Raw genomic sequence first — 8,481 nt, forward strand, 5'->3', positions numbered from 1 at the left:
GCCTATTAATCGAAAAAACTAATGAAATATGTATAAACAATCGTTTGCGAAAAATAGTTAGATGGACTGACTATCGTTTCAAATGCCACACTTTAACAAGGCAAATGCCACACTTCGCGACATACCAAGTGTGGCATTTCACTTGCCGAGGTGTGGCATTTACCTTATTCAAGTGTGGCATCTGGAAACAATTAACCCGGAGTTGACATCAAAAAGGCAACCCCGGGTCAGCAAATTATTCAGAAATAGATTCTTATGCAACCAATGCGCTACCGATCAAGAATGTTGCAGCCAAAGCAACAATAGCGTAAAGTTCCGGGAATACAGCGAGGATCAGCGTGTTGCTGAATACATCGTGACCTTGTCCGATAGCTGCAATACCATTCGCACAAACCTGTCCCTGGCGGATAGCTGAGAACAAAGCAACCAATCCCAACGCGATACCTGCACCGAGGATAGCAGCAGCCTGGATAGCAGTCATCTCAGGAGTAAGGATACCGAAAATAGTCTGGAACATAAAGTAACCGGCAAAACCATACAAACCCTGTGTACCGGGAAGTGCGGTCAATACGAGGAAGTTACCGAATGCACCGTCGTTCTTCTTTAAAGCGCCGATAGCTGCGTTACCGGCAATCGTCACTCCATAGGCACTACCGATGCCAGACAAACCAATCATTACTGCGATGCCGATGTAGGCAATCAATAAATTCATTTCCATAATCTTACGTTTTTATTGTTTTAATTTTTAATTCTATAATTGTTATTTTTTGAATGGCTTATATTCTTTTCCGCCACCTTCGTAACCGGAATTCTTGAAAAACTCCACAAAGGTCAGACGCATAGGGTGAACCATCGCACCCAGTACATTCATAAACATATTGATCGCATGTCCGATAACGAATATCAGTACCATCACAATCGGTCCGGCAATCACATTGTCGGGGCTCATACCCACAGCCAGACTGTTGAATACTCCTGCAAGGATACCTCCCGACAGACCGAGGGCAAACAAACGAACGTACGAAAGCACGTCGCCAAGTAAGCCTGTAGCCATGTTGTAAGAATCCCACAATCCCAGCCCGATGTTCAGGAACACGTTCTTACCGGGACTATTGAAGAGGAATATCATGGCAGCAGCCACACCGAGGATACACAGATGTACCGTTCCGCCCAGCGGCATGATTTCGGGCAATAAGGCTCCTACTCCGCAGGATACCAGCAGTATGATCCAACCGATCGTAGCTACGGCATACTTGAAGCCGAACTGTATCGCCTGATTCACAGCTTTCAGTATCATACCGAAGAGAATCTGTATCACACCCAATATCAATGAGAGCTGGAACATGGCATTGTTGTCCATGAACAAATGCTCCTTCATATACTGTAGGAAAGGTATATTGATGTCATAGAGACTTACCCCGAAGAACGTACCGGTCAGCATTCCACAGAAGAATGTAGAGGCAGCCAGTATCTGTACCAATGAAAGAATCGGCTTCATCGTAGCACTGATGTTCTTGGCAAACATACGGTACAACGTAGCAGCAAGGAACAGGAACAACCCGTAACCGGAGTCACCCAGACACAGTCCGAAGAACACCATAAAGAACGGTGCAAAGAACGGCGTCAGGTCCAACTCACTGTATTTCGGAAGCATATAGAGCCTGCATATCGGTTCAAACCATGCAAAGAAACCTTTGTTGTTCAACTGAATAGGTACATTATCTTCCGGTGTCGGATTCGTAATTTCATAATAAATATGCTGTTCATCCAGCCATGCAGCGATTTCCTTTTCTTTGGAAGCCGGTGCCCAACCTTGCAGTAACATCAATTTCTCTCCTGCCGTAGCCTCTGTATTCAGCATAACTTTGGAGAACTCTATTTCAGTGTTCACCTCTTTCAGTGCAGCCTGCAATGAAGGTTGTTCTTTTCCGGCAAGTACCGCCAACTTCTGGTCATTGTCTGCCAAAGCCTGTTCAGTCTCCTGGCAAAGTATCTGCATACGGGTCAACGAGTAAGAAGGCAACTTTATCTGTTCTGCATCCAGGTCCACTTCCACTGCATTTTTAGTTACAGTAATGAAATAGATACGCGAGGATACACGATTGATAATCATCGCATTATAAATCTCTTCCCAAGTCTCGTCATAGCTACCCTCCGAACAACAATAGAAGTTTACCGTGAAACCGGCATCGTGCAGTTTACTAAGGCTTTCGGGCTCAAAATCACCCCAGGGTTCCAGGGCGGCTCTCTCCTTCTGATAGTTCTGCAACTGTTGTTGCAGCTTCGCCTTTTCACTTTGCAGCACATCTACTTCGTCCAGAACTTCCAGTCCGCGGGCAGCAGAAGCGGGTGTAGTCTCCTTCGCTTCGCTCAAGCCATGCAGCATTTTCAGTGTCGCCTGCAGACGTGAGGAAAGCCGGATGCTATCCTGCAATTCTGCATTATCGGCTACGCCTTGTTGTTTTTCGGCCACGTGCACTACTCCAAGTTCGCGCACTCCGTTCAGAAATGCTTCGTACTCCTTATGATATACAAGGAATGTGAGCTTCTTCATTTTTGTAATCATGCTTCTGCCTCCTTCCTACTCTCTTGATGGGATTTCATGATTTTCTGCGATGACTTGGAGAGGTTCTCCTCGTCTTCCATGAAGCGCTTGATCTTTCGCAGAGCATCCTGATAGCCTGGAATCTGCACTTTCTCAAAGAGGTTTACCTTTTGGGTAGTCTTCTTACGTGCATGTTCCAGCAAGCCCAGTTTGGCGACGATAAACTCCCGCTCGATAGCCGTCTGTGCCAACACCTTGAGCAAATGTATGCCGTCGGCATACCATTTGGGGGCATTGAACAGGCTGTAGGGACGTATTTCGAAATCAACGTTTTCGAGCAACGGCACCCGTACACCGGCAATCTTTTTCACGCCGAGATGTACATCGCTCACCTTTATCAATGAGGAGTCAAACTCATTCCAAAGGGCAAACATCGCTTCGTAGGCCTGGATTTCCCGTTCCAACTTCTCATCCAGCGCGGCAGCTTCTGATTTGCAGCGCTTCACTTCCATGCGTAGTGCGCTCTCCTTATTCTTTATAATAGGGAGTGTACGGACCCGCACTTTCAGTTGCTTTTCCAACTGCTGGAGGGAAGTTTTATTATATTGAAACTTTATAGCCACTTTATTAATTAAAAATTTAAAATTAAAAATTAAAGGCTCATACTTATCACATTATATATTAATAAAAAAATCAAGCTGCGCATTTCATTCGTTTAATAATAGAAACAAGTAAACGAATCAAATTCAAACAATCTTCATTAACCGATTCATAAGAACTATCATCTAAATATTCACTTTCGTGCAATAAAAGCAACCAATATTTCGTTTCATTTGCCTCTTTCAGTGCAATGCTTAATTTATGAACAAAATCAGCTTTACTCTCAGCAAATTCACTCTCTTTAACCATAGCTCCTATTGCTGTTCCTGATCGAAGGACTTGTTTTGATAACACAAATTCCTTTTTTTTTTCTTGTAAAAACCTGCAGGCTTTCACAATCCTAACCCCAAAAGCAACAGCCCTCTGATCAATCACATTATCCGTCCTCACCGCGTAGCTTTAATTTTTAATTATTAATTTTTAATTTGTGGGCCAATATTGGTCCACAAGTTCTTTCTTGATATTCACTTCTTCCGGACGGAAATACTTGCCGAACAGGCTCCAGGCCACGTCGAGCATTTCTGTCGTATCGAGGTTCACATCGATAGCCAGCAGTTGGTTGGAGTAATCCTTGGCAAATGCAAGGGTACGTTCGTCATAGTTCGTCAGGTCGAAACCGTTCTCCAACTTCGTCTTGGCATTGGCAGCATCGGCGTACAGACGTACAGCAGCATTCATCACCTGCGGATGGTCCTTACGGGTCTTCTTACCTGTAACAAGCTGTTTCAGACGGGATAGTGAACGGAATGGGTCAACGATAACCTTACCGATATCCGTATCACGACGCAGGAATAACTGACCTTCCGTAATATAACCCGTATTATCAGGCACAGCATGCGTAATGTCGCCACCGGACAATGTAGTTACCGCAATAATGGTAATGGAACCGCCACTCGGGAACTGTACAGCCTTCTCATAGATCTTAGCCAAATCCGAATAAAGAGAACCCGGCATAGAGTCCTTGGAAGGAATCTGGTCCATACGGTTGGATACGATAGCCAATGCATCGGCATAAGAAGTCATATCGGTCAACAGTACCAGCACCTTTTCATCATTGTTCACAGCGAAATATTCGGCTGCCGTCAATGCCATGTCCGGAATCAGCAAACGTTCTACCGGAGGATTCTCCGTTGTATTCATGAAGCTGACGATACGGTCGAGCGCACCGGCATTGGAGAACACATTCTTAAAGTACAGGTAGTCATCGTTCGTCATACCCATACCACCCAGAATAATCTTGTCTGTCTCGGCACGAAGTGCTACATTCGCCATTACCTGGTTAAACGGCTGGTCAGGGTCCGCAAAAAATGGAATTTTCTGTCCGGATACCAGCGTATTGTTCAAGTCGATACCTGCAATACCTGTTGCAATCAGTTCCGACGGTTGTTTACGGCGTACCGGGTTCACAGACGGGCCACCGATCTCCACTTCCTGACCTTCGATGGACGGACCTCCGTCAATCGGATCACCGAAAGCGTTGAAGAAACGCCCTGCAAGCTGTTCGCTCACTTTCAGCGTAGGCGACTTGCCCAGGAATACTATCTCCGCATTGGTCGGAATACCTTCCGTACCTTCGAATACCTGCAGAGTCACATCGTCACCGGCAATCTTCACCACCTGGGCGAGCTTACCGTTTACGGTAGCCAACTCGTCATACCCTACCCCTGTTGCTTTCAGCGAACAGGTAGCTTTCGTAATCTGAGTGACCTTGGTATATATTTTTTGAAATGCTTTTGTTGCCATCTTATTCTTTTTTATGCTTTACGTTCTTCAATCAGTTCCTGCAACTGTTTACGGAATCCTTCATATTCTTCAGACTTGAACTTCGAATAGTTCATCTGCTTGCAGACATTAATCATCTTCTTGAAGTAATCCATTACCTCATTAAAGTTATCGAATTCAAATTCCGTATGACAGATGTCAATGATCATATTCAGGATATCCTCCTGACGTTCCATCGGTGTCACAGCATCAATTTCGTCGAAAGCATCCTGTTGCAGGATTACAAAGTCAATCAACTCTGATTTCCAAAACGTTACATGATATTCTACAGGAACACCGTCATCACCCAAGATATTGATCTGTTCGGCAATCTCCTTACCGCGTTGCAGGCGGTTTTTGATTTCGTTTACCTTACCAATCCATTCACCATTGATATGATTTTTGATATATTCCTCAAATTCAGGATATTCGATGTATTTAGAGTAAGAATCAATCGGATTCACGGCAGGATAACGTTTCTTGTCGGCACGATCCTGTTCAAGAGCATAGAAACAACGGGCTACTTTCTTCGTATTTTCCGTTACAGGCTCTTTCAGGTTACCACCGGCAGGAGATACCGTACCGATAAAGGTAATAGATCCCGTTTCACCGTTACCCAGCACCACATATCCGGCACGTCCGTAGAAGTTAGAGATGATAGAAGACAAGTCCATCGGGAATGCATCAGGTCCAGGCAACTCTTCCATACGGTTGGACATTTCACGCAATGCCTGTGCCCAACGGGAAGTGGAGTCAGCCATCAACAACACCTTCAGACCCATGCTACGGTAATATTCCGCAATCGTCATAGCCGTATATACAGATGCTTCACGGGCAGCTACCGGCATGTTCGAGGTATTAGCGATAATGATGGTACGCTCCATCAACTTACGCCCTGTATGCGGGTCAACCAGTTCCGGAAACTCCGTAAAGATTTCCACAACCTCATTGGCACGCTCACCACAGGCAGCGATGATTACGATATCCGCTTCCGCCTGTTTGGAGATGGCATGCTGAAGCACCGTCTTTCCTGTACCGAAAGGACCGGGGATAAATCCCGTACCACCTTCTACAATAGGATTCACGGTATCAATTACACGTACACCCGTTTCCAGCAGTTTAAAGGGACGCGGTTTTTCCTTATAATTCGTCATGGCACGTTTCACCGGCCATTTCTGTATCATGTTCACATGAATGTCATTTCCTTCTTCGTCAGTCAGCACGGCTACGATATCTTCGATGCTGTACTCACCTTCATCCACGATGGACTTCACAGTACATACACCTTTCTGGGTGAAGGGTACCATGATTTTCAGCGGTTGAAAGTTTTCGTCCACCTGTCCCAGCCAGGCAGCAGCTTCCACTTTATCACCCACTTTCACCAAAGGCATAAAGTGCCATCTGCTTCCCTTGTCCAGCGCATACGTATATTGCCCGCGTTTCAGGAAGACTCCATCCATCTTGTCGAGGTCGTTTTGCAGACCGTCGTAGTTTTTCGAAAGCATACCCGGGCCTAATGTCACCTCAAGCATGTGTCCGGTAAATTCGGCTTCAGCCCCTACTTTCAGTCCGCGGGTGCTTTCAAACACCTGCACGTACACATGGGTACCTACCACCTTAATCACCTCCGCCATCAGCCGGTCACCTCCGGTCGAGATGTAGCAAATCTCGTTCTGTGCCACCGGGCCGTCAACGACGAGGGTTACCATGTTGGCGATAACGCCACTAACAGTTCCTTTTGTTGCCATATAATTATGTTATTTATTTTATCTGAATTCTGCGGGTATCTGCACCTCGTCCTTCAACGTTGCTATGATGCTGCGGAACAATTGGTTACCCTTTTCTTTATCCAAAGAAATCCACCGTTCTATCATTTCCAGTTGCAACAGGAAAACGAACAGTCGTTCCACGGTGAAATAATTGAAGAAAGTAGCTTCTTCCATCCAATTCCAACGCAACTGATCTATTTTCTTCTCCCGTTCCACCAGTTCTTCGGTTTCGCTGATCTTTACTAACTGATCCAGGAAATCCACTTCTCCCGTCAGCCCGAAATCACGGGCACCGGATGTACGCAAAGCCTCGCACACTTCCGTATCACCCACTATCAGCGGAGCGATATCCATCTTGAATTTCCGGGCAGTCAGTGCCACCAGTATATTGTTCATCGTCAGATTGAACGCAAACCAGGAAGACACGAACTTATTTTTGCACTTCATTGCATATTCATAATAAAGCGCAGCCAGACGGTCTTCATGCAGAAAATCGTCCTCAGCAGTAACATTGAAATATTCGGAAATAAAAGTGGAGAGATAGGAAGGGAACACAGCATCAGCTATCTCATCACCCTCTTTCAGAGACGAGATAAACTCTGCCAATTCTTCTGCAGAATAATTTCCGCGCGGATCAATGGCAGCGTCCTTGTCCTTTAGTAATTTCAGAACGTTCGCATTGTCAAACTTCAGATAGAACAAATCAATCAGCTTTCTATCTTTGTCGGACAAATCCGGATACAGTTCCGCTTTGAAATCAGCTACCGTATAGCTCAGCTTACTGTCCTCCAATGTGAGTTCGGGCAAACCGGCTACCAAGTAGTAATAGTATTTACTCATATCCTGTGGTTTTAGAACAGCATTTCCACTAACTGCGGACGCAGGAATTCTTTGAAGTAATTCATAAATTCTTCTTCACCGAAGTTTACCTTGTACGAACCATCCGCAGGCGAAACTGTAAACAACGTCTTGTTTCCGTTCACTTGCTCTATCTTCACTCCCTTATCCAGCAACGCTTTTGCTTGTGAAGCAAAGTATTTTTTCAGACCATCTGCATCAGCAGTCGAAATCACGATAGGCTCGTTCACACTCCACTTGGAAGCCAATGCAACTATAAATGCATTCAGATAATCTTTATCGGCAGCAAATGCTTTCACATCCGCATTGACAATTTTATCCGTCACAAGTGTGGCGATTTCAGACTTCAGAGCATTCACAGCCTGGCCGGCGAACAATTTTAATTCCGACTTGGTATTTTCTGCCAGTTCATCGGCAGACTTACGAGAGGCAGCCACAATTGCTTCAGCTTCTTTACGAGCATCTTCTACAATTTTCTTGGCTTCATCTTGAGCGTTAGCGATAAGTTTCTGGGCCTCGGTGTTACCTTTTTCAACCCCCTCGCGGTAAATCTTATCAGTCAACTCTTGAATTTTGTTTTCCATATAACAGGAGTAATTTTAATAATTATATAATTGCGATTTTTTCCCTTTTTATTAGATTCGAGTCCAAAAGTACTAAAATCCCTCAGATAAAAAAGAGAAAGAACGGAATAAAAACACCCTATTTTTCAAAAAAAGTCCTTTTATACCATTTTTATTCCGTAAAGATAAGGATGAAGTTGCAAACTAAAAAGAAATTGCTTGCTGAAAAAGGAAAATAGAGGGTTCAAAGAGGAAAAAAAGCTACTGAAAGCAACCATTATAAATACAAAAAGCCCCCATATCGTTAGATATGGAGGCTTTCCTC

The 8,481-nt window shown here is 44.7% G+C and carries 8 protein-coding genes; all 8 read right to left on the minus strand.

The window, feature by feature from the left end; all coding sequences use genetic code 11:
* Nucleotides 1-253 precede the first annotated feature (253 nt).
* Nucleotides 254-718 (minus strand): V-type ATP synthase subunit K, encoded by a 465-nt coding sequence (locus DWW10_RS16245; RefSeq protein WP_007213461.1) that lies wholly within the window; start codon nt 716-718, stop codon nt 254-256.
* 42 nt (nt 719-760) lie between these two features.
* Nucleotides 761-2,566: a V-type ATP synthase subunit I gene (locus DWW10_RS16250; RefSeq protein ID WP_022391974.1), complete on the minus strand. Its 1,806-nt coding sequence runs from the start codon at nt 2,564-2,566 to the stop codon at nt 761-763.
* Nucleotides 2,563-3,168, minus strand: a complete 606-nt coding sequence (locus DWW10_RS16255; RefSeq protein WP_007213463.1) for a V-type ATP synthase subunit D — start codon at nt 3,166-3,168, stop codon at nt 2,563-2,565. The genes DWW10_RS16250 and DWW10_RS16255 overlap by 4 nt, the downstream gene beginning before the upstream one ends.
* Nucleotides 3,169-3,238: 70 nt before the next feature.
* A complete protein-coding gene (locus DWW10_RS16260) occupies nt 3,239-3,595 on the minus strand; it encodes a four helix bundle protein (protein ID WP_118421858.1) in 357 nt (118 codons plus the stop codon).
* Nucleotides 3,596-3,625: 30 nt separating this feature from the next.
* Complete coding sequence (locus DWW10_RS16265; protein ID WP_022391716.1) at nt 3,626-4,948, minus strand: V-type ATP synthase subunit B; 1,323 nt, start codon at nt 4,946-4,948, stop codon at nt 3,626-3,628.
* Between the two features lie 11 nt (nt 4,949-4,959).
* Nucleotides 4,960-6,714, minus strand: coding sequence for a V-type ATP synthase subunit A (locus DWW10_RS16270; RefSeq protein ID WP_118421859.1), 1,755 nt, complete (start codon nt 6,712-6,714; stop codon nt 4,960-4,962).
* Nucleotides 6,715-6,732: 18 nt separating this feature from the next.
* The gene (locus DWW10_RS16275; protein ID WP_022391714.1) at nt 6,733-7,575 is read right to left on the minus strand and encodes a DUF2764 domain-containing protein; all 843 of its coding nucleotides are present in this window, start codon (nt 7,573-7,575) and stop codon (nt 6,733-6,735) included.
* Between the two features lie 11 nt (nt 7,576-7,586).
* Complete coding sequence (locus DWW10_RS16280; RefSeq protein WP_022391713.1) at nt 7,587-8,177, minus strand: hypothetical protein; 591 nt, start codon at nt 8,175-8,177, stop codon at nt 7,587-7,589.
* Nucleotides 8,178-8,481: the final 304 nt, after the last annotated feature.

The sequence above is a fragment of the Bacteroides intestinalis genome, assembly GCF_003464595.1.
Classification (GTDB): Bacteria; Bacteroidota; Bacteroidia; order Bacteroidales; family Bacteroidaceae; genus Bacteroides; species Bacteroides intestinalis_A.

Coding starts and splice junctions, on each gene's coding strand:
- DWW10_RS16245 (WP_007213461.1), bottom strand. CDS start 718: ATGGAAATGAATTTATTGATTGCCTACATCGGCATCGCAGTAATGATT.
- DWW10_RS16250 (WP_022391974.1), bottom strand. CDS start 2,566: ATGATTACAAAAATGAAGAAGCTCACATTCCTTGTATATCATAAGGAG.
- DWW10_RS16265 (WP_022391716.1), bottom strand. CDS start 4,948: ATGGCAACAAAAGCATTTCAAAAAATATATACCAAGGTCACTCAGATT.
- DWW10_RS16270 (WP_118421859.1), bottom strand. CDS start 6,714: ATGGCAACAAAAGGAACTGTTAGTGGCGTTATCGCCAACATGGTAACC.
- DWW10_RS16275 (WP_022391714.1), bottom strand. CDS start 7,575: ATGAGTAAATACTATTACTACTTGGTAGCCGGTTTGCCCGAACTCACA.
- DWW10_RS16280 (WP_022391713.1), bottom strand. CDS start 8,177: ATGGAAAACAAAATTCAAGAGTTGACTGATAAGATTTACCGCGAGGGG.